Here is a 19,077-nt window from a genome sequence, read left to right on the forward strand (position 1 = left end):
GGTGCTATCTTGGCTTTCAAACTATTTTCTTTTCTAGGTGCGGGGGCCGACTGATTCGGTGCGCTTCCGCGCCCCTTCTCTCTCGACCGCTTAGCCAATATAACGAAGTCCACTGGTAGCTGTCAACCCCTTAAACCTGGTTTTTCTAAAATTGCCTCAAGGCAAGTTACTACATGGGTTTGAGCGATCACAGCTTGTGGATAGCGACCGGGATGCCTATTTCTAACCTAGCTTTTCCAGAAAAATGCCTAGCAGTAAGTTCATTCGTAAATGTAAGTAAGGCGGAAAGCTGTTGTCTCTTCAGTACCCCACTTCAATGGGAGTATGAGTTAAAGAGGGGATTGCTGCTTAACTTTGACTTCCATGAAAAATTCAACTGCCGTATTGCCACCATTTTTGGTCTTAGATCAATTGCTGCAAAGCTGGTTACTAGAGGATATTGGGCGAGGCGATCGCACCACTCAAAGTCTTTTAAGCCAAACCACAGACTTAAGGGAAGCTAAATGGATCGCTAAAGAGGCTGGAGTGATTGCTGGTCTACCAATCGCGGCGAGAGTTTTTCAGATTTTGAACGCGCAAGTTAGCTTAGTGACGGACATCGAAGAGGGCGAGTACTGTGACGTTGGCCGAGTGGTGGCTCGGCTATACGGACCGCTGGACGCGCTGCTGACAGGCGAAAGAGTTGCTCTCAATTTAGCGATGCGGCTGAGTGGGATTGCGACGGCCACTCGTCAGTATGTTGAGAAGATTGCTGACTTGCCCACTCAACTAGTGGACACGCGCAAAACCACGCCAGGTTTGAGGTTGTTGGAGAAGTACGCATCTCAAGTAGGTGGAGCTGTTAACCACCGAATGGGTTTGGATGATGCAGTCATGATTAAGGATAACCACATTGCAGCGGCGGGGGGCATTGGTGAGGCGATCGCTCAAGTCCGAGCGCGGATTCCTTACCCCCTGACAATTGAGGTAGAGACTGAAACTTTATCCCAGGTCGAGGCAGCACTGAAATTTGGGGCCGACATTATTATGTTGGACAACATGCCCTTGGAAGTAATGCGACAAGCCGTGGGTTTAATTCGGCAGAAAAATGAGCAGATTAAGATTGAGGCTTCAGGCAATATTACGCTGGCAACTATTAGAGCGGCAGCGGAAACGGGTGTAGACTACGTTTCTACTAGTGCTCCTATCACGCGATCGACTTGGTTAGACCTCAGTATGAAGCTAGAGGTTGATAATTGTAATTGATAGCCACTAGCGATAGTTTGTAGTTTTGCCCTGAGCACTTCTCATTTTTTGTTATGAGCTCTACGATTGAACAACTCAAAGCTCGGTTTAGCCAAGCCTTTGTTGCAGCTTTTGGGGCTGAGTTAGCTGACACAGACCCAATATTGGTGCCTGCTAGCAATCCCAAGTTTGGCGATTACCAATCTAATGCGCCACTCTCCTTGACGAAGAAGTTGGGACAGCCACCGCGCGCGATCGCAGAGCAAATTGTTCAGCAGTTGAATGTTTCTGATTTCTGTGCTCCCCCCATCATTGCTGGGCCTGGTTTTATCAACTTGACGCTCAAGCCAGAGTATTTAGCCGCTCAATTGCGATCGATGCAGGCGGGAGAACGACTAGGGATTGAGCCAGTAAAGCAGCCTCAAAAAGTAGTGGTTGATTTTTCTAGCCCTAACATTGCCAAAGAAATGCACGTGGGGCACTTGCGATCCACGATTATTGGAGATTCTGTTGCCCGCACTTTGGAATTTCGTGGGCATGATGTGCTGCGGCTGAATCATGTAGGCGATTGGGGCACTCAGTTTGGCATGTTGATTACCTACTTAAGAGAAGCCTGCCCAGAAGCCTTGACGACTTCCAATGCTTTGGAATTAGGCGATTTAGTGGCTTTCTACAAACGAGCCAAACAGCGTTTTGATGAAGACGAAGCCTTTAAGGAGGCCTCTCGGCAAGAAGTGGTGCGGTTGCAAGCTGGCGCAGAAGACTCAGTCAGAGCTTGGCAATTATTGTGTGAGCAATCTCGGCAGGAGTTTCAGACAATTTACGATCGCCTAGATATCCACCTGACCGAGCGAGGAGAGTCTTTTTACAATCCCTTACTGGCAGCAGTGGTTGAAGACCTAAATAAATTAGGACTTCTAGTAGAAGACCAAGGGGCAAAGTGTGTCTTCTTGGAAGGGTTTACGAATAAGGATGGGCAACCATTGCCGCTGATTGTGCAGAAATCGGATGGAGGCTACAACTACGCCACAACTGATTTAGCGGCGCTGCGTTATCGGATTCAACAAGACGAAGCCGATCGCATTATTTATGTGACGGATGCAGGGCAGTCGAACCACTTCGCTCAGTTTTTCCAAGTGGCTAAGCGGGCGGGCTGGATTCCAGAAACTGTTGAAGTTGTCCATGTGCCGTTTGGTTTAGTGCAGGGTGAGGATGGCAAGCGGTTGAAAACTCGCTCTGGAGACACTATCCGGTTAAAAGATTTGCTGGATGAGGCGATCGTGCGGTTCCGCGATTACTTAGAAGCCGACTTAAAAGAAAAAGGTCGCGAGGAATCAGAAGATTTCAAAGCGCATGTCGCTGAAGTTGTCGGCATTAGTGCTATCAAATACGCCGATTTGAGTCAGAACAGAAATAGTAACTACATCTTCAGCTACGACAAGATGTTAGCGCCTATAGGCAATACAGCACCTTATATGCTTTACGCTTATGCCCGAATTCAAAGCATCAGTCGCAGAGGCGAGATCGACTTTGCACACTTAGGAGAAACGGCTAAGATTTCTCTGAAAAATGAAAAAGAGTTGGTGCTTGGTAAGCATTTGCTGCAACTGAACAACACTATTGAGGCAGTTGAGCAGGATTTGTTGCCTAACCGTCTTTGCCTGTACCTGTACGAATTAGGCCAAAAATTCAATCAGTTTTATGAAGAATGCGAGGTTTTGAAAGCAGAAGAACCATCGCGAACTTCTCGTTTAGCTTTATGCGACTTAACTGCAAGAACATTAAAGCTTGGCTTATCGCTGTTAGGAATTTCGGTTTTAGAGCGAATGTAATTGCTGCTTTAGCTGGAGAAGGTAGGCTTTTGTCTACCTTCTCATTTCTTCAGTGATTAGTTTTTGATACTCCGCTTCTGTGAATAAATCTTGTTCACTCTCAATGCGATCGGGAAAGAGAATACCATCTAAATGATCCAGTTCATGTTGAAAAATACGAGCCACAAAGTCGGTTAATTTTTGTTGTTGTAATTGCCCTGTGCGATCGCAATACTCAACTGTAATTGTTCTGTATCTAGGAACTAATCCTCGTACATTTGGAACACTTAGACAACCTTCCCATCCTTTTCCTATCTCGTTAGTATGGGCCACAATGCGTGGGTTAATCATTGCGGTCGGCTCCATTCTAGGAGCCTGAGGATAGCGAATATTGGGACGAGAAGCCACGATAAATAAACGGCAAGAAGCTGAAATTTGGGGAGCCGCAATCCCGACACCATTCGACTTTTCTACAGTCAGGAGTAGATCGTCGATTAGTTGCTGTAATTGCTGATCTCGAATTTCATAAATTGCTTGAGCTTGCTGTCGGAGGACAGGATTTCCTAATTGCGCGATCGCACGGACTTGGGTCATAACTTGATGATTGTGAATTGCCACAAAAAAGCCTTGCATTGATATCAATCTAGCAAGGCTAAGAGTTTAAGGACGAAGATGAAGCGGGTTATTCACTCTGAGCGGTTTGAGTTGGGAAGGGGCCAGGTTGCACTGCCAAGTTGAGAGTTTGGCCGTTTCGACGCAACTCTAAACGGAGCGTGCCACCTACAGAGCTGTTTTCTACTGCTTGTTGAATTTCATCCGCTGAGGTCACAGCCCGACCATCCACTTTGCGGATCACATCTCCGATCCGTAGACCTGCTTTAGCGGCTGGAGAATTACGCATTACTCTTGCTACTAAGATGCCTTGATCCTCTTGCACTTGAATATTGCTATTGGGATCACTGTTGAGCGTTTTTCTCAGCTCTGGCGTCAGAGTTGCCATTTGAATCCCCAAGAAGGGATGGTCTACGCTTCCCTTGGCGACTAGTTGGTTAGCAATCCGCTGAGCTGTATTGATGGGGATGGCAAATCCTAAGCCTTGTGCCCCACCAATAATGGCGGTGTTCATGCCAATCACTTGACCTTGTTGATTCAGCAGTGGCCCCCCAGAGTTACCGGGATTAATGGCGGCATCAGTTTGAATAAAGCCAACTCGCTTATCTGGAACGCCCACCTGAGAGCTAGTCCGCCCCGTCGCACTGATAATGCCTGCGGTTACGGTGTTGTCTAGTCCGAGGGGGTTGCCGATCGCGATCGCCCATTCACCAGGTCTAATTTGCTCAGAATTACCCAGCTCAACCGTTGGCAAGTTACTGGCTTGAATCTTAATAACTGCCACATCTGTGACTGGATCTTGGCCCATGACTTTACCACTGAAGGTGCGGCCATCTTTCAATGCCACAGTTACAGTATCGGCTCCATCTACTACGTGAGCATTGGTCAAAACCAACCCATCCGCTTTGATAATGAAACCAGAACCAGTTCCGCGCTCTACCCGGGTAGCAGGTCCAGAAGGAATCTCGGCTCCAAAAAATTGCCGGAAGAATGGATCGTTGAAAATTGCTGGGGTCCGTCTGGTCACAGTCCGAGCAGAGTCGATTCGGACTACGGCAGGACCGACTCTTTCTACTGCGGTGGCGATAAAGTTGGAGCCAGCAGTAATTGGTAAAGCTGGGATTTGAGCGACTGTGGTGGGAGCTACAGCTTGTTGAGCTAGCGAAGGCTTAGAGGCGAACCAGCGATCGCCCGCAAACATCAATCCAGCTCCCACCATGAGAGGCACTAGATAAGTTGCAGGCTTGGCCCAGATGGCTGGACTGGTAGCATTGTTTTTAGGAGTAGCAGGGGTAACTGTAACAGACTCAGATTGTTCTACCCCATCCTGAGTCTCAGAGCGACGCAACTCAGAGTCGTGATTTGTTGCCATTTATCTTCAGTCCTCGGTAACAATAAACTCAAATTTGCAAAGTGTCTGCGTTTTCACGCTAGGTTCTACGTCGATCTTCATGCCCGCAGACTTGGCTAGATTGATGTACAGCTTTTGATTAGAGCCCTTGAATGTTAGTGACTCTAGATATTCTTAATCTAAGAAACCGATGTGACATTGGGGTGACACTCTTATTCCAGGTTAATGAAACTAGCTATTTTCAGGAATTTGCAAAGAATTAGACTGACTTATTCGGCTTTTTGCTCCCGTAACGCCCCCAATGTATCTTGAGAAAAATCTCACCACGCCGCTCACAATTCGTCATTTCAATTTCATCTCGAGAACACAAGATTGACAAACTCAATTGATAGCTTATAAACACAGGTGAATGAATGGCACGGACAGGCCGATTGCTGTTAGCTTTTGGGAATCCTCATGCTCAATCACATGGCTATCAGCGATCGCCTGCTCCTTCCTTACTTAGCTCTTCTTATTTTAGAAACTTTCTTCAGGACGATCACGCCACAGCCTTTGTCCCTAGTCCTAGCCATTTCTGCCAGAAAGTTTGGTCGGAGTTTCTTAGGCTCCCCGGAGATGCTATAAGTATTCAGGAATACATTTATATTTTACTGAAGGCACCCTGGCCTAGCTCTGAGTGCTCGATAAGTTATTTGTTTATTGCGATCGCTATTAGTTTTAAGTTTTATCGTTAAAGGCGATCTTAGCGCCTCCCACTGTTGGCAAGCCGTAATTATACTGAAGCATCTTGGTAAGTTAAATGGCTTACTTCTCTGCGATCGCCACTTTCAATGCTTTTTGATCCTTACCGAATCACTCCATGTATAGTGGTTTGCTAACAAAAACCTGCTTTGAACCACTACATAGAAGATTAGTCTAAACTTCAGGTATGTTGAGCAGCAAGCCCGGCGGCCTGTTCGTGTCGTGGTGATGTTGGATTATTTCCCTATTGCCAGGTCGATTCGGTGCATAGTTTACTAGTTAGTTCTTCATGTTTGTTCTCCTGAGCGTCAGCGGTAGAGGTTAGCGGTGGAAATCACTCTTGAAAGTCTCTGGAATCAAATACTAGAGCGCCTACAGCTGCAACTGAGCCGCCCGACCTTTGAGACATGGATCAAAACTGCCAGCGTTGAGCAGCTAGAAAATAATTGCTTAGTCATTCGCACACCTAACCCCTTTGCGCGTAATTGGCTCCAGAAGTATTACGTCAAGACGATCGCCGACGTGGCTCAAGACATTCTGGGCTATAGCGTCGAGATTCACATCACTATTGCTGAGGGAGATGCAACCACCAACGGCGATTCTGAGGTTTTGTGGTCTTCTCCTAACGAAACACCCGCCGTCAGTGCTATCAGCAACGCCAGTAGTTCGAGTGCAGCCTACGCTAATCAGCAGTCGAAGCCGAAGGAACTCAACGTTAAATATGTGTTCTCGCGCTTTGTGGTGGGTCCCAACAACCGGATGGCCCATGCTGCTTCTTTAGCGGTGGCTGAGTCGCCTGGGCGTGAGTTCAACCCTTTATTCTTGTGCGGCGGGGTAGGGCTAGGAAAAACTCACCTGATGCAGGCGATCGGCCACTATCGGTTAGAAATTTGCCCAGATTCCAAGATTTTCTACGTCTCTACCGAGCAATTTACCAACGACTTGATTGCTGCGATTCGCAAAGACAGCATGCAAAGCTTTCGGGAGCATTACCGCGCTGCCGATGTGTTGCTGGTAGATGACATTCAGTTCATTGAAGGCAAGGAATATACCCAAGAAGAGTTTTTTCACACCTTCAATACCCTGCATGAAGCGGGTAAGCAGGTAGTTCTCGCGTCCGATCGCCCTCCTAACCACATTCCACGCCTGCAAGAACGTCTGTGCTCTCGATTCTCAATGGGGCTAATTGCCGATATCCAATCCCCCGACTTGGAAACTCGGATGGCGATTCTGCAAAAGAAAGCAGAGTACGAGAATATGCGCCTGCCTCGCGAGGTGATTGAGTACATCGCTTCTAGCTATACTTCCAACATTCGGGAACTTGAAGGGGCGCTGATTCGAGCAGTGGCTTATATTTCAATTTCCGGGCTACCCATGCGAGTGGAAAATATTGCTGCCGTCCTTAATCCCCCAGTAGAGCAGATTGAAGCCTCACCGGAAGCTGTCATGAATGCGGTGGCTGATGTATTTGATATTGCGGTAGAAGAGATTAAAGGCCAGTCCAGACGCCGAGAAATTAGCTTAGCGCGGCAGGTTGGTATGTACTTGATGCGCCAGCACACAGACCTGAGCCTACCGAAGATTGGCGAAGAATTTGGCGGCAAAGACCATACGACTGTAATGTATAGCTGCGACAAAATTGCTCAACTCCGTACTAGCGATCCCGGTATGGCCCAAACTCTGCGTCAACTCAGCGATCGCATTAATTTAGCCAGTCAAAGCAAAGAGCGATCGTAGACTCACCCACCTTCAATAACAGCAGCTCGTCGTTGGGAGCTAGAAACCAGGAGCCAGAATCCAGAACTTTTGTGCTGCTCCTAGGTTCTAGCTCCCAACTTTTATAGAAAAGATGGAGGAGAACTTGCAGGTTTGTAGTACGCTAAATACAATACATCAGTACTAAATACTACAAGATGAAATCGATTATGAGTGAACTTAATAGAAGTTCATTAAGTATTTTTAAGCAAAACTTGCCTGTGGAAAACTCCCTTATTTCTGTGGAAAACTCTGTGGAAAACCTGTGGAAAGTTCTGAATATCGGTGGAAAACTTCGATAAGTATAAATACCCTGTGGAAAAGTCGGCTATTTTTTCCACAGGTTTTCCACAGGACAATATTGGTTCAAATCTAGACAGGATAAAGCTTTTAAAAGTTTTTCCACATTTTCCACAGGCCCTACTACTACTACTTTAAAAAATAGTTTTAAAGAGAAGAGTAGATAGACTATCAGGGCAAAGCTGAAAATAGGTGCTCTAGCTTGTTCAAGCTGAGAGTGATACGATGTCGTTCTCCCCACCAAGATTGCTCAAGTCACACCCTCCTGAGAAGAACTCGGCTAAATAAACTTCCATGAAATTGTTCTGTGCCCAAAGTGATCTCAGCGCTAATCTGTCGCTTGTTAGCCGTGCCATTCCTTCGCGACCGACTCATCCAGTTTTGGCTAACGTGCTACTCATTGCCGATGCTGCTGCACAACGAGTCAGCTTGACGGCGTTTGATCTGAGTTTGGGAATTCGAACCAGTTTTGCGGCCCATGTGGAAACTGGAGGGGAAATTACACTGCCTGCCAAGTTGCTGAATGACATCGTTTCGCGCTTGCCAGAAGGGGAAATTAATTTAGCTGATGAAGCAGGAAACGCCGATGCCTCAGGTGAACCCAGCGATGTATTGCAAGCAACCCTTACTTGTTCCTCTGGCCGCTATCAAATGCGGGGGCTCAGTGCAGTAGAGTTTCCTGAGTTGCCTGTCATCGAAGACGGTGAAGTGGTTTACTTGCCTGTGGAAGCATTGGTGCAAGGTTTGCAGGGGTCTTTGTTTGCCACCAGTGCGGATGAAACGAAGCAAATTCTGACGGGTGTGCATCTGACCTTGCAGCAAGGAAGCTTGGAGTTTGCAGCAACTGATGGTCATCGCTTAGCCGTGGTGCAGACGACGGGAGAAACCCCAGATGCTCAAGCTGGAGCCGCGATCGCAGATACTGAACTTACAGTCACGATTCCTGCTAAGACGCTGCGCGAGTTAGAGCGCATGGTGGGAATGCGCCCAGCCGAAGATGCCGTGGCATTGCACCTCAACCCCAGCCAAGCGGTCTTTGAATGGGCTGATCAACGCTTAACCAGCCGCCTGTTGGAAGGCCAATATCCCAACTACCGTCAACTGATTCCTCGCCAGTTCTCTCGGCAAATGACGGTAGAACGGCGATTGTTTCTGGGTGCGCTGGAGCGAATTGCAGTTTTAGCAGACCAAAAAAATAATGTGGTCAAGCTTAGCTTAGATCTGGAGCAGCAGGAGATTGCGCTTTCGGTGGATGCCCAAGATGTGGGGAATGGTCGAGAAGTGATTCCAGCTCAAGTATCGAGTGAAAGCGGTGATAGCTTGGACGTGGCATTTAACGTCAAATATTTGATGGATGGCTTAAAAGCCCTGAATACTTCTGAAATTCAGATGCAACTCAATTCAGCAACGACTCCGGTAGTCTTGACTCCGTTAGGCAGCATTAAAATGACTTATTTAGTCATGCCAGTACAAATTAGGAATTGAGAGTGAACTTTGTATGTACTCCAATAATAAGAAGTAAAACCAACTTTTCCTACTTTGTAGACAGAAAGAACATTACTTATTTCCGATAAATTTTCTACTGATATAAATCAAGATATATATCATTTTTATATGTAAGCATAGACCTGTATTTAAAGGGAAGTTGCTATAATAAAGAACTTTATTGAGAGAAGCTCATAATATGGGCTATGGTAATGATATTTGACCCCAATGATGTAGTGTCACTTCCACCAAGTGACGAAACTAGCTATATCAGTAGCAATTCACAGAAGCTTTATTCCCCGTCGCCTGAAAATAGAACTGACAATCGGTTAAGTTGTAAACCATTTCTAAAGTGGGCTGGGGGTAAGACGCAGCTACTACCTGAGCTAGGTAAGCGTATTCCTTCAAACTTCGACCGATACTTCGAGCCATTTATTGGAGGTGGAGCTTTCTTCTTTAAGCTACAACCAAAAATAGCTTACATATCAGACATAAATTCAGAACTAATAAACTGCTATAAAGTTGTCAAATATAAAGTTCAGGAGTTGGCTGAAGATCTATTAAATCATATCTATGACGAAGAATATTATTATGCACTCCGCAATGCAGACCAAGAGCTAGAGTTTAGTGAGTGGAGTGATATCAAAAGAGCAAGTAGGTTTATATACCTCAATAAAACATGTTTCAATGGCTTGTACCGAGTAAACTCAAAGGGATTTTTTAACGTCCCTTTTGGGAGATACAAAAATCCTAGGATCTTCGATGAGAAAAATCTACTTGCTTGCAGCAAAGCCTTGAGAAACACTCAAATTGAATTGAGTACCTTTACAGGTTTAAAGAATGAGGTCAAAAAAGGAGACTTTATATATTTTGATCCTCCTTATGCCCCTATTAGTTCCACGTCAGATTTCACCAAGTATACACTCAATGGGTTTGGCGAAGAGATGCAAAAAGAGCTTGCAAGCTTCTGTACGCAACTCGATAAAAAACGTATAAAGTTTATGGTATCAAATTCTCACACTTCATTGATTCTAGATTTATATAAAAGTTTCAATATAGATGTCATTGAAGCAACACGTTTGATTAATTCAAAGGCAGAAAAACGGGGGAAAATCAAAGAAGTTATTATAACTAATTACTAATATTTTTATGAATCAAGATGAAATTCCTATTTCAGGAGGAGGAACAGCTAATAAACAGGGAAGAATTTTGGAAAGCACTGTAGTTCCAACATTCCAAAGCCGTGGTTTTGAAGTTGTTTCATACAATAAATGGGAAAAAGCAAGGGAAGGCTATGGAGAAGAGCTACTCCTGAAGCACGTACCCTATACAACTATTTACGGTCATCGTGGCTACACAGAGTTTTTGGTTAGATCTAGAAGATACAACCTAGAAGTACGAATCGAGTGTAAATGGCAGCAGTCCCCGGGCTCAGTAGATGAAAAGTTTCCCTACCTATATCTAAATTGCCTTGAAGCAATGCCTGAGCAAAATATAGTTATTGTGATTGGTGGAGGTGGTTATAAGCTAGGTTCCATACAGTGGCTTAAAAATGCCATTGAGACAAAGCTTTACGCTCCAGAAACTATTCAATATAAAAATATTTCTGTGTTTTCTTTAGACGAGTTCATTCGCTGGACAAATAGAGTATTCAAATAAATACTGAATTTGTATCTACCCCTGTAATCAAAACTTCCTATCAGGAATAAGTTGGCATGCAAAACTGAAGATTGACAAGAACTCAATGATAAAAACGGACAATTGATTAGTTGCATCAACTGTCCGTTTCATTGTCTTAACTGAAAACGAACGTTAAACTCGGACGCTATCAGCAAAGCGGATCTTCAAGAAATCGTCCTCCATTTTGGCTCCAGCGGGTTGCAAAGCAGCCAAAGATTGAGGCAGTACCAAGTTCCGGCGATGGTTGCCGATGCGAATATTGAGTTCGTCGCCGTTCTTGCTCAGTTCCACTTGGTTCTTAGGAATTCCAGGTAAATACACTTCCAAACTGTATTGATTCTGGTCTTGCACAATTCGTAAAGTGGTTTCTTTGTAGTAAACCTGCGCTGGATCTTCGTCCTTATACAAAGTGTCCTTCAAGCGTTCTAAAGCGGCCAGTCCGCACATTTCTTCCGAATAGAGGGGCACTTCCTTAACGGGCAGTGGACTGAAGTTGTCGTGAATTTCTTGGCGATATTGTTGTTGATTGGCTTTCCACTTTTGGAAAAATGGATCGCTGACTTCATCCGGCAGAATCCGGTTGGCGATGACTAAATCAGTTGCCACGTTGTACAGGCTAAGGTAAGCATGCGCCCGCAAGGACTCCTTAATCACCATCTTTTCTGGGTTGGTGACAAGGCGAACCGAAGTTTGAGTGTTGTCAGTTAAGACTTTTTCGAGGGCTTCAATCTGCTGATAAAACTCGTAGGGTGCATCCATGACTTCATTGTCAGGCAGCGAGAAGCCAGCCAGGGGCTTGAAAAAAGGCTCAATCAAAGGACGCAAGGCAGCAGACACCTTCTGTAACGGTTTGTAGAAGCGCCGCATGTACCAGCCTGCTACTTCCGGCAAACTCAACAGTCTTAAGGCTGTTCCGGTGGGGGCAGAGTCGATAATCAGCACATCGAATTCGTTTTCGTCATAGTGCCGTTTCATCCGCACCAAGCTAAAAATCTCATCCATGCCCGGTAGGATGGCGAGTTCTTCGGCTTCGACTCCTTCTAAGCCTCGTGCTTGCAGGACTTGAGTAATGTAGCGCTTAACCGCACCCCAGTTGCCCTCCAACTCCATTAAGGCATCGAGTTCTGCCCCCCAGAGATTGGGACGAACGGTTCGAGGTTCATGCCCCAGTTCCATGTCGAAGCTATCGGCAAGCGAGTGAGCAGGGTCGGTGCTGAGAACTAAGGTTTTATAGCCCAGTTCGGCACAGCGCAGCCCAGTAGCTGCTGCAACAGAGGTTTTACCAACGCCTCCCTTGCCAGTCATGAGAATTACGCGCATGAATAATTTTGCCTTATCTAAGAATGATTAACATTCATTTACTTAATTATCCCTACTTTACAAAGCCCGGAGTGAGGGATCAATCTCAGCTACCAAGCTCAAGGGACTGGCAACAGAGCCTAGGGTGCGATCGCAAGCCTATTGCAAACCTGTCGCAAACTTAACCACCTGCTGCAAAAGCCGCCATAATCAAGGCCGAAAGCAGAATTCCAGGTGTGAGTAGCATGACGAGCATCAGTAAATCGTGATTGGACATTAGCGGCTCCTAAACTTCTAAACTGATAACGAGTCGAGAGAAGAGAGATTGACAATAGGTTTTGCCAAATTGGACTTAAACGTCCTTTTACACCTTAGCAAGTCTTGCTGGAGTGCTGTTTCAGTCTAGAGGGAGGCTTCTAAGTGCCAGCTAAAAGCGCTAAAAGTCTTTACGCCCCGCAGCTAAAAATTACCTAGAAAAACTTTCTTAAATTTAAGTATTGCAATCTCAGGCAGTACGATTATCCTGAATGCCAAGATTGGGTCTTGCTTAGTCAGAAGCTTAAAAGCGATGCAAAATCAGAAATCGGTGTGGGGATTACCGTTGCGGCAACAAGTGATTTCGCTGGCGCTGTCGGGCAATTGCCTCTGGGCGACGCTTGGGGTTAGCGCTGGAGTGATAGGAGCGATCGCCCAGACAACCCCAGTTCAGGCAGCCATCCTGACTCAATGGCAGTTTAACTCTACTACCAATCAGCTAGAAATCACGGTCCCAGAAGGCACTCAGCCCCGCTATTTCCTGCTCGCGAAACCTGCCCGCATTGTGCTGGACTTACCCAACACACAGATGGGTTCAGTGCCAACTGAGCAAACGTTGTCTGGCCCGGTGCAGCAAATTCGGGTCTCACAGCAGCAAGCTGGCTCTACTCGCATCGTCATGCAACTTGCTCCTAATGTGGTGTTTGCGCCCGGTCAGGTGAAGCTAGAACAGGCTGGCACTGGCAAGGCAGGGACTCGTTGGGTGCTGCGTCCTTTAATCGCTGGTAGTAGTACCTCTACGCCCACCGTTGCTGCCAAACCCGCTGCCCCAGCTACCGTCGCTACCAAACCCCAATCCGCTGCCCCTACTCCCCCATCGGTACAGCCATCTGCCCCTGCTGCATCCAGTACTCAGCGATCGCAACCCTCTCCACCTGCGGTCACAAACGAGCGATCGCAACCCTCTCCACCTGCGGTCACAAACGAGCGATCGCAACCCACTTCGCAACCCTCTCCACCTGCGGTCACAAATGAGCGATCGCAACCAACTACCCCTGCTGCTCCAAGAAGTCGAATTACGAGAAATGCTGCCGACCTATTAGCACCTGGCGATCGTTCATTTGATAACTCATCTGCACCCTCACCGGAATCGTCCCCTACGATCGCAGCTCCAACAGCACCATCTCCTCTACCATCTGACCTATTAGGGCCAGCACCAGCACCTTCAGACACAGCCATCTTTAGTCCTCGGTTGTCGCCCGAGGTGACTACTGCTACGCCTACGCCGGCACCCAGACCGACTCAGAGCGCTCCAACTCGCGATCGCCAATCTCCAGTTACGCTAGCAAAACCATCTGCGCCGCCAAAATCGCCTGCACCCTCAACAGCCACCCAACCAACAGCACAGTCAGCAATCAAGCCGCCCCTACCCGCTCCCTCAGCTCAACCCAACCGGGCCACAAGTACAGCGATCGCTCCAACTCCTGCGGTAACTCCTGTATCTAAACCGTTGCCAGAACCTCAGCCACCAGCAGTACCCGTTGTAGCAGAGCCAATAGAAACGGCTCCTGTTGCACCTGTTCAACCGGAGGTGAAACCTACCGCAAATCTGCCTCGACCGACACCAGACCTAGAGACAGCAGTATTACCCCCTGCTAACTTTCGATCGCAGCAGTCTGTAACCGTGAGCGTGCCGCCGATGAACAGTACTGCTGGTTCTGTCCAGGTGCCTCAATTAGGCGATCGCGTGCCAACTACCACTATTAATACGGAGCCTAACCCAGGGCTGCCTCCAGCGGTTTTTACGCCACAGCCCAGCGCCACTGTAACCGTGCCATCTTTGTCATCCCCTTCGATACAGCCTGCTCCTACCCGCGCAGTGACATTGGAATCGCCTCAACTAGCAAGAACCCCGAACGTAGATGAAGCTGCGGGGCGGGTGATTGAGTTTGGTCAACCCTTAGCAGCTACCAGCTCCACGCCTGCCGCTGCGACACCTCCTAACTTGCCAACTTTGGAGTCGGAAACAGATCTGCCCACAGAAACTCCTAGTGTTATCAGTGCTAGAGCAACGGCTCCAGTAACAGTGCCACCGTTACCGCGTTCAACTGCTAACTCCTCATCCACCGAGTTGGATTTTCAGCGTCCCTCCGACTTACCGTCTAAATCGCAGCCAAATATAGAAGCAGAAAGTTCTAATTTGGTGGCTGTAGGAGACGGAATTGTGTTGCCCACTGGCACCACATTACAACTGCAATATTCTGGGACTGAAGTTTTGGAACTAAGGCCAGGAGCGCCGCAGCAAGAAGTGCTGTTGTTGCAAACCGAGATTCGCGATCGCAACGGTAGCATCTTGGCTCCAAATGGGGCACCCGTCATTGGACGCTTTGAAACGACGAGTGGTGGTAGCCGCTTTGTGGCGCAGGCCATCAACTTACAAGGTCGAAATGTACCGCTCGCGGCTGAGTCAGCACTTCTAGGAGGCAAACTGAAAGTTTCACAAGATAAAGTTGTGAGAAATTCAGCTCTAGGAGCTTTGGCTGGAGCCTTGGTGGGCGGTTTATCTGGCGAAGAGGTGATTGGGGGTGCAGCAGCGGGGGCGGCAGTCACTTACCTAGCTTCCCCCAAACCTGCGAAGCTCCAACCAGGTCAAGTTCTACAAGTACGCCTGACGGAAGTGCTGCGATCGCCTTAACCCCCTGGCCTATGCTTCACACAAGTTCCTTCACTAGCAAATTGAATCCATAAAAAATTCCGCCCTAGTTGCAGCGTTGCCAGACTAACTAGAGCGGAATTCTGTTTAACTAAATTACGCGTATTGGATTAGAACTTGTCGCTTTCGGGTAAGGGCGCACCGCCAGAACCAGACTGATTCAGGAAGAGGTTCTGTGCTGCGTCGTTTTGATAGATGCAACTGATTTGGGGTGAGCTTTCCAGGGTTCCAGTAAAACCAAACGTATTCATTCGGTTTTTACATTCACGCAGTTGATCCCCGGAAATTAAGTTACGTTGCCGGAGGACTTCCCAGTTACTGCTGCGTAAGACGCATCCTGGCTGCATCTTGGGTTGAGAAATATACACACTAAAGGGGTTGAGCGTCACAAACACTCTGGTGTCCATTGTGATCGCGCTAGCGCCGTACTGCACACAGATTTCTGGGTTAGGAGCAGCTCGGTCAATAAACTCACGAGTAGCCACGTTCTCAGGCCCAGAGCTAGCCACAGAGCTAAACGCAATGCCAATGCCAATCCCTAAAATAAAGACACCGCTCAAAATTGCTAGCGTCGTGGCGCTTAACGCCGAAGCAAACGATGAGCCGTTGCGGCTAGGACTAGCAGCAGGACGAGCTGGAGGTGGTGAAGGCTTAGGTCTGCGATTCATGGCGACTGATTGAATTTTGAGTGATTAACAAAGTAACGTTGCAACTGCGCTTCTTCTCCCAGTATGCCGTTAATTTTTCGGCAATCTGAGCCGTGTGACAATAGGAAGGCTTGTGTGGTCAAGTTTTTGAGCGATTAACCGTGACTTCTTCATCTCCATTTCGACAAGGAAAACCTTTTAATTCACCCACTCAAAACATTTTGGGAGATAGCCTCACGGTTTTGTGGGGAGATTGGCTAGATTTAAGAATCCGGATTGCCCAAATTGCAGCATCTGGCTTAGTATCGCCCCTAATTTATATTTTGGCGTTTGGTTTGGGTTTAGGCAGCTCTTTGGACAAGGTGGCTCAACCCTCCGCAGGCGAAAATTACTTGCAATTTATTCTGCCTGGAATGGTGGCGTTGTCATCAATGGCGATTAGCTTTGGCGGCACCACTTTCTCGATTTGTGGAGAGCGGCTATTTACCAAGACGTTTGAAGAGATGCTGTTGCTCCCGGTGCATCCTTTGTCGCTGTTTCTCGGCAAGATGCTAGCGGGTGTTATCCGAGGCTTGATGACTTCAGGTTCGGTAATTCTGGTGGCTATCTTATTTACCGGCAAGATTTGGAGCTTCTTAAATCCACTATTTCTGCTATTGCTAGTGCTAAATTGTGCGGTGTTTGCAGGCTTGGGTGTGATTGTGGGCTTGAGCGTGCGATCGCTCGAAAGTGTGGGTCTCTACAACAACTTCTTAATTGTGCCAATGTCATTTCTCGGAGCCACATTTTTCGATCCCGCCGCCTTACCTATGGCGCTCAAGGGAATTGTGTATTTGCTGCCGCTGACCTATACCAGCATTGGGTTAAGGGCTGCGGCTTACTTACCGCTGAGCCAGTTTCCTTGGTATAGCATTGGGGTATTACTGTTAGCGGCGATCGCTCTCTCCGCGATTGGAGCGTACAAATTTTCTCATCAACAGGATTAAGCGCTGACGAAGAATGATGGTTGCTAGAGTCCGAGGGTTTAGAGATTTGGGCACCGATCCATGCTTGGCGATCGCTGGGACAATTGCGAGCTGAAGCTGCGATCGAGCCTTTGCTGAGCTTGCTGCACCGGATGGATGACGAAGGCAATGAATGGATCGGAGAAGAATTGCCAGAAGTTTTGGCATGCTTGCAGCCGCAGCTATTTCAGCTCTTAGTACTTACCTGGCTGATAAAACACATGGGCTTTCGGCACGAACCGCAGCATCTGAGGCTTTGGTAAAGATTGCTGAGCAGTATCTAGAAACACGAGAGCAATCTATTGCCGCGATCGCTCACCAGCTAGAGCAGTTTACCAAGAACAACCCAGTGCTGAACGGCGTGCTGTTGCAGCATTGCTGGACCTGAAGGCGCTGGAAGCTGCCCTGGTTATGGAAAGAGCTTTTGCTGCTAATCGAGTCGATGAAACGATCGCGGGTGATTGGGAGGAGGTGCAGTTAGATCTAGGCATGGTCTCCAAGCTAGAGTTGCGCCAACGCCGATTTGCAGCCGCTCAACGTCCCGTGGTTGATTTCTCTACAGTCGCTCAACCCAAGCCAGAAGTCACAGGTTTTGGCTCATCTTCTTCTGAGCAATCTAAGAAAAAGGGTAAGAAGAAAAAATAGGCGATCGCCTATGGTGCGTTGCAACGCACCGAACTCAATTCCCGAGTGATGCCCCAAAGAGGTAAGCGATCGCCTCCATAAATTCTTAGAGTGGTGCGTTGCAACGCGCCCTATGGGGGTGAATGGACAACAAAAAAGGTGAGCGATCGCCCACCTCCAGAATTATTGAATCGTTAAAACTTAGACGTTGAAGCGGAAGAGCAGTACGTCGCCTTCTTGGACAATGTACTCTTTACCTTCACTGCGAACTAAGCCTTTTTCCTTAGCAGCAGTCATCGAACCTGTGGTAGTCAAATCTTTGTACGCAACTGTTTCAGCTCGGATGAAGCCGCGTTCAAAGTCGGAGTGAATTACACCAGCAGCTTGAGGCGCAGACATGCCAGCTTTAATCGTCCAAGCGCGGGTTTCTTTGGGACCAGTGGTGAAATAGGTGCGGAGACCCAAGAGTTCGTAGGTGGCGCGGATGAGGGATTTGAGGCCACCTTCTTCTACACCCAAGGAAGCCAAGAAATCTTGGCGCTCATCTTCGGAGATCTCGATCAGTTCTGACTCAACTTGAGCCGAAACGACCACCACTTGCGCTTCTGAGCCTGCATACTGCCGTACTTGCTCCACGTGAGCATTCCCCGTCGCGAGGTCATCTTCTGAAACGTTGGCGGCATAGATGATCGGCTTGCGAGTTAGCAGACCCAAGGGCTTGACGATGATTTCTTCTTCCTCGTTTAGGTCTACTTGGCGAGCTTGTTTGCCTTCGTTGAGGGCGGCGCTTAGTTTTTCCAGTGCGCCTAACTCAATTTGAGCTTCTTTGCTGGTGCGGGCATTTTTGCGAGTGCGCTCAATCTTGCGATCGATTTGGAATAGATCAGACAATCCTAGTTCTAGGTTGATCACTTCGATGTCGCGGACTGGATCAACCGAACCGGAGACGTGGATGATGTCGTCGTTCTCAAAGCAGCGCACCACATGCACGATTGCATCGACTTCACGAATGTTGGCGAGAAATTGGTTGCCCAACCCTTCCCCTTTGCTAGCACCTTTCACCAATCCAGCGATGTCTACAAACTCAACCCGTGTGGGCACAATTTCTGCTGAGCTAGAAATCTGAGCAAGGGCTTGCAGTCGCTCATCAGGAACTGCAACCACGCCAACATTTGGTTCGATGGTGCAGAAAGGAAAGTTGGCAGCTTGAGCTTTGGCATTAGCGACCAAAGCATTGAATAAAGTTGATTTTCCGACGTTGGGCAATCCAACAATCCCGGCTCTTAGCATGTCAGTTCGGTTGCGTGAGTAAACAATTCAGCAGATGGGCTGATATTGATTTTATTGCGGTTCCGGAATCGTTTGCGGAATTGGCGCGGGGACTGTTTGTGGGATTGGTGCGGGAACAGGCTCAGGAACTGGGCTAGGAATGGTTTCGGGGACTACTTGGGGAATCGGTTCGGGCACAGGACCAGGAATGGGTTCTGGAATCATCGGGCCTGGGTTTGGTTCTAGTGGACCCGGACCCGGTGTGGGGATTTGTGGCTCTGGAATGCTAATCATGTACATGGCGATC

At 47.8% G+C, this 19,077-nt stretch carries 18 protein-coding genes; 12 read left to right on the forward strand and 6 right to left on the reverse strand.

Annotation, left to right across the window (positions count from 1 at the left end; genetic code table 11):
- Nucleotides 1-363: 363 nt before the first annotated feature.
- A complete protein-coding gene (nadC, locus tag H6F72_RS13575) occupies nt 364-1,245 on the forward strand; it encodes a carboxylating nicotinate-nucleotide diphosphorylase (protein WP_190436257.1) in 882 nt (293 codons plus the stop codon).
- Between the two features lie 53 nt (nt 1,246-1,298).
- Nucleotides 1,299-3,056, forward strand: a complete 1,758-nt coding sequence (gene argS / locus H6F72_RS13580; RefSeq protein WP_190436262.1) for an arginine--tRNA ligase — start codon at nt 1,299-1,301, stop codon at nt 3,054-3,056.
- Nucleotides 3,057-3,089: 33 nt separating this feature from the next.
- Here the strand turns inward: argS and def are convergent, their stop codons facing one another.
- Both def and H6F72_RS13590 read right to left on the reverse strand, forming a co-directional pair.
- Nucleotides 3,090-3,629 carry a peptide deformylase gene (gene def, locus H6F72_RS13585; RefSeq protein WP_190436265.1) on the reverse strand — a complete coding sequence of 180 codons (540 nt, stop codon included), beginning with the start codon at nt 3,627-3,629 and terminating at the stop codon, nt 3,090-3,092.
- 88 nt (nt 3,630-3,717) lie between these two features.
- Nucleotides 3,718-4,848, reverse strand: coding sequence for an HhoA/HhoB/HtrA family serine endopeptidase (locus H6F72_RS13590; RefSeq protein ID WP_370527500.1), 1,131 nt, complete (start codon nt 4,846-4,848; stop codon nt 3,718-3,720).
- Between the two features lie 563 nt (nt 4,849-5,411).
- On the opposite strand from H6F72_RS13590, the gene H6F72_RS13595 reads away from it, so the two are divergent.
- The 5 genes from H6F72_RS13595 to H6F72_RS13615 all read left to right on the forward strand — a co-directional run bounded on the left by H6F72_RS13595 (nt 5,412) and on the right by H6F72_RS13615 (nt 10,938).
- Entirely contained in the window at nt 5,412-5,732 is a 321-nt protein-coding gene (locus H6F72_RS13595) for a hypothetical protein (RefSeq protein ID WP_190436269.1), read from the forward strand.
- A gap of 334 nt (nt 5,733-6,066) precedes the next feature.
- Nucleotides 6,067-7,476: a chromosomal replication initiator protein DnaA gene (gene dnaA / locus H6F72_RS13600; protein ID WP_190436271.1), complete on the forward strand. Its 1,410-nt coding sequence runs from the start codon at nt 6,067-6,069 to the stop codon at nt 7,474-7,476.
- 612 nt (nt 7,477-8,088) lie between these two features.
- Nucleotides 8,089-9,279 carry a DNA polymerase III subunit beta gene (dnaN, locus tag H6F72_RS13605; protein WP_190436274.1) on the forward strand — a complete coding sequence of 397 codons (1,191 nt, stop codon included), beginning with the start codon at nt 8,089-8,091 and terminating at the stop codon, nt 9,277-9,279.
- A gap of 212 nt (nt 9,280-9,491) precedes the next feature.
- On the forward strand, nt 9,492-10,421 hold the full coding sequence (locus H6F72_RS13610) for a DNA adenine methylase (RefSeq protein ID WP_190436406.1): 930 nt from the start codon (nt 9,492-9,494) through the stop codon (nt 10,419-10,421).
- A gap of 7 nt (nt 10,422-10,428) precedes the next feature.
- Entirely contained in the window at nt 10,429-10,938 is a 510-nt protein-coding gene (locus H6F72_RS13615; protein WP_190436277.1) for a PD-(D/E)XK nuclease superfamily protein, read from the forward strand.
- A gap of 153 nt (nt 10,939-11,091) precedes the next feature.
- Here H6F72_RS13615 and H6F72_RS13620 read toward each other — a convergent pair whose 3' ends face one another.
- Nucleotides 11,092-12,279, reverse strand: a complete 1,188-nt coding sequence (locus tag H6F72_RS13620; protein ID WP_190436281.1) for a TRC40/GET3/ArsA family transport-energizing ATPase — start codon at nt 12,277-12,279, stop codon at nt 11,092-11,094.
- A gap of 547 nt (nt 12,280-12,826) precedes the next feature.
- Here H6F72_RS13620 and H6F72_RS13625 point away from each other — a divergent pair.
- A complete protein-coding gene (locus H6F72_RS13625) occupies nt 12,827-15,208 on the forward strand; it encodes an AMIN domain-containing protein (protein ID WP_190436284.1) in 2,382 nt (793 codons plus the stop codon).
- Between the two features lie 128 nt (nt 15,209-15,336).
- On the opposite strand, the gene H6F72_RS13630 is transcribed toward H6F72_RS13625, so the two are convergent.
- The gene (locus H6F72_RS13630) at nt 15,337-15,894 is read right to left on the reverse strand and encodes a DUF3172 domain-containing protein (RefSeq protein ID WP_190436286.1); all 558 of its coding nucleotides are present in this window, start codon (nt 15,892-15,894) and stop codon (nt 15,337-15,339) included.
- A 140-nt stretch (nt 15,895-16,034) separates the two neighbouring features.
- Between H6F72_RS13630 and H6F72_RS13635 the strand changes: the two genes are divergently transcribed.
- From H6F72_RS13635 to H6F72_RS13645, 4 genes are read left to right on the forward strand one after another with little or no spacing between them, the layout of a single operon-like run.
- The gene (locus tag H6F72_RS13635; protein ID WP_190436287.1) at nt 16,035-16,859 is read left to right on the forward strand and encodes an ABC transporter permease; all 825 of its coding nucleotides are present in this window, start codon (nt 16,035-16,037) and stop codon (nt 16,857-16,859) included.
- A 20-nt stretch (nt 16,860-16,879) separates the two neighbouring features.
- A complete protein-coding gene (locus tag H6F72_RS13640) occupies nt 16,880-17,140 on the forward strand; it encodes a hypothetical protein (protein ID WP_190436289.1) in 261 nt (86 codons plus the stop codon).
- Complete coding sequence (locus H6F72_RS30770) at nt 17,134-17,265, forward strand: hypothetical protein (RefSeq protein WP_255527340.1); 132 nt, start codon at nt 17,134-17,136, stop codon at nt 17,263-17,265. The genes H6F72_RS13640 and H6F72_RS30770 overlap by 7 nt, the downstream gene beginning before the upstream one ends.
- A gap of 23 nt (nt 17,266-17,288) precedes the next feature.
- Nucleotides 17,289-17,522: a hypothetical protein gene (locus tag H6F72_RS13645; RefSeq protein ID WP_190436292.1), complete on the forward strand. Its 234-nt coding sequence runs from the start codon at nt 17,289-17,291 to the stop codon at nt 17,520-17,522.
- A gap of 180 nt (nt 17,523-17,702) precedes the next feature.
- On the opposite strand, the gene ychF is transcribed toward H6F72_RS13645, so the two are convergent.
- Both ychF and H6F72_RS13655 read right to left on the reverse strand, forming a co-directional pair.
- Nucleotides 17,703-18,791 carry a redox-regulated ATPase YchF gene (gene ychF / locus H6F72_RS13650; protein ID WP_190436294.1) on the reverse strand — a complete coding sequence of 363 codons (1,089 nt, stop codon included), beginning with the start codon at nt 18,789-18,791 and terminating at the stop codon, nt 17,703-17,705.
- A gap of 51 nt (nt 18,792-18,842) precedes the next feature.
- The gene (locus tag H6F72_RS13655; protein ID WP_242016931.1) at nt 18,843-19,070 is read right to left on the reverse strand and encodes a hypothetical protein; all 228 of its coding nucleotides are present in this window, start codon (nt 19,068-19,070) and stop codon (nt 18,843-18,845) included.
- Between the last annotated feature and the right edge of the window lie 7 nt (nt 19,071-19,077).

Source organism: Trichocoleus sp. FACHB-46, assembly GCF_014695385.1.
In the GTDB taxonomy this organism is placed as follows: domain Bacteria; phylum Cyanobacteriota; class Cyanobacteriia; order FACHB-46; family FACHB-46; genus Trichocoleus.

Coding starts and splice junctions, on each gene's coding strand:
- H6F72_RS13620 (WP_190436281.1), bottom strand. CDS start 12,279: ATGCGCGTAATTCTCATGACTGGCAAGGGAGGCGTTGGTAAAACCTCT.
- H6F72_RS13590 (WP_370527500.1), bottom strand. CDS start 4,848: ATGTTTGCGGGCGATCGCTGGTTCGCCTCTAAGCCTTCGCTAGCTCAA.
- H6F72_RS13625 (WP_190436284.1), top strand. CDS start 12,827: ATGCAAAATCAGAAATCGGTGTGGGGATTACCGTTGCGGCAACAAGTG.
- H6F72_RS13595 (WP_190436269.1), top strand. CDS start 5,412: ATGGCACGGACAGGCCGATTGCTGTTAGCTTTTGGGAATCCTCATGCT.
- nadC (WP_190436257.1), top strand. CDS start 364: ATGAAAAATTCAACTGCCGTATTGCCACCATTTTTGGTCTTAGATCAA.
- H6F72_RS13615 (WP_190436277.1), top strand. CDS start 10,429: ATGAATCAAGATGAAATTCCTATTTCAGGAGGAGGAACAGCTAATAAA.
- H6F72_RS13630 (WP_190436286.1), bottom strand. CDS start 15,894: ATGAATCGCAGACCTAAGCCTTCACCACCTCCAGCTCGTCCTGCTGCT.
- H6F72_RS13610 (WP_190436406.1), top strand. CDS start 9,492: ATGATATTTGACCCCAATGATGTAGTGTCACTTCCACCAAGTGACGAA.
- argS (WP_190436262.1), top strand. CDS start 1,299: ATGAGCTCTACGATTGAACAACTCAAAGCTCGGTTTAGCCAAGCCTTT.
- dnaN (WP_190436274.1), top strand. CDS start 8,089: ATGAAATTGTTCTGTGCCCAAAGTGATCTCAGCGCTAATCTGTCGCTT.
- def (WP_190436265.1), bottom strand. CDS start 3,629: ATGACCCAAGTCCGTGCGATCGCGCAATTAGGAAATCCTGTCCTCCGA.
- ychF (WP_190436294.1), bottom strand. CDS start 18,791: ATGCTAAGAGCCGGGATTGTTGGATTGCCCAACGTCGGAAAATCAACT.
- H6F72_RS13655 (WP_242016931.1), bottom strand. CDS start 19,070: ATGTACATGATTAGCATTCCAGAGCCACAAATCCCCACACCGGGTCCG.
- H6F72_RS13645 (WP_190436292.1), top strand. CDS start 17,289: ATGGAAAGAGCTTTTGCTGCTAATCGAGTCGATGAAACGATCGCGGGT.